Source organism: Vibrio sp. Vb2880 (assembly GCF_033337975.1).
Lineage (GTDB): Bacteria > Pseudomonadota > Gammaproteobacteria > Enterobacterales > Vibrionaceae > Vibrio > Vibrio alginolyticus.
Map to the genome: position 1 here is coordinate 1 of NZ_JAWORT010000071.1, position 1,448 is coordinate 1,448.

General features: G+C 37.8%; 2 protein-coding genes and 1 pseudogene. 2 read left to right on the forward strand and 1 reads right to left on the reverse strand.

Features of this window, described 5'->3' with window-relative positions; all coding sequences use genetic code 11:
* Together R7M92_RS24895 and R7M92_RS24900 are read left to right on the forward strand one after the other, a co-directional pair.
* Positions 1–224 (forward strand): annotated as a pseudogene (locus tag R7M92_RS24895) (IS5/IS1182 family transposase); the annotation flags it as partial.
* Between the two features lie 35 nt (positions 225–259).
* Positions 260–901 (forward strand): type A-3 chloramphenicol O-acetyltransferase CatIII, encoded by a 642-nt coding sequence (locus R7M92_RS24900; protein WP_004920769.1) that lies wholly within the window; start codon positions 260–262, stop codon positions 899–901.
* Between the two features lie 323 nt (positions 902–1,224).
* Here R7M92_RS24900 and R7M92_RS24905 read toward each other — a convergent pair.
* On the reverse strand, positions 1,225–1,448 hold a 224-nt coding region (locus tag R7M92_RS24905; protein ID WP_225455851.1), incomplete at its 5' end, for a transposase.

Consider the following 1,448-nt stretch of genomic DNA (forward strand, 5'->3'; position numbering starts at 1 on the left):
AAAGTCGTCGCTATGAACCTCATATCCAGTCACGGAAGGATGAGTCAGAAGCCATTAAAAACACGGATTTTAAGGCTCACCGTTGGGTTGTAGAGAGAACACACAGTTGGATGAATCGCTACCGTCGTGTCCTGACTCGTTGGGAGAAGAAAGTCGAGAATTATGAGGCGATGCTGCATTTTGCCTGTGGTATCATTGTCTGGACTAAAAACCTATTGGGATAGGTTCTTAGTAAATAAAAATTCAGAAGGGATATGTTATGAACTATACAAAATTTGATGTAAAAAATTGGGTTCGCCGTGAGCATTTTGAGTTTTATCGGCATCGTTTACCATGTGGTTTTAGCTTAACAAGCAAAATTGATATCACGACGTTAAAAAAGTCATTGGATGATTCAGCGTATAAGTTTTATCCGGTAATGATCTATCTGATTGCTCAGGCCGTGAATCAATTTGATGAGTTGAGAATGGCGATAAAAGATGATGAATTGATCGTATGGGATTCAGTCGACCCACAATTCACCGTATTCCATCAAGAAACAGAGACATTTTCAGCACTGAGTTGCCCATACTCATCCGATATTGATCAATTTATGGTGAATTATTTATCGGTAATGGAACGTTATAAAAGTGATACCAAGTTATTTCCTCAAGGGGTAACACCAGAAAATCATTTAAATATTTCAGCATTACCTTGGGTTAATTTTGATAGCTTTAATTTAAATGTTGCTAATTTTACCGATTATTTTGCACCCATTATAACAATGGCAAAATATCAGCAAGAAGGGGATAGACTGTTATTGCCGCTCTCAGTACAGGTTCATCATGCAGTTTGTGATGGCTTCCATGTTGCACGCTTTATTAATCGGCTACAAGAGTTGTGTAACAGTAAATTAAAATAAGCTCAGGTTAAATTAAAGGGTTTCATATCTAGTGAAGCCCTGTTTTATTATGTTTTGAGTTAACTTATCTTCAATGGCGGTCATAGAACCGACTGTTTACCCTCAAATAAATGTGTGAGCCGAATTATTATATCATCCTTCCGCAAAAGGCTAAAAACCATAAACAATAAAATGTTTTTTGTCGGCTTTTGTTCGCACTTTTTATCTGTTTCTAGGCATTTTATGATAATTTTTTAAAGGTAAGCTTGAAATAACACGTCGATGCCAAGATATGTATCAAATCATGATATATAAACTAAATGGGATAAAGAATGAATAAGAACCTATCCCAAAAGGATTTTATTCCAGACAATGATGGCACAGGCAAGATGCAGCATTGCCTCGTAATTTTCGACCTTTTTCTCCCAACGAGTCAGGACACGACGGTAGCGATTCATCCAACTGTGTGTTCTCTCTACAACCCAGCGGTGGGCCTTAAAATCCGTGTTTTTGATGGCTTCTGATTCATCCTTCCGTGACTGGACATGAGGCTCATAGCGACGACTTC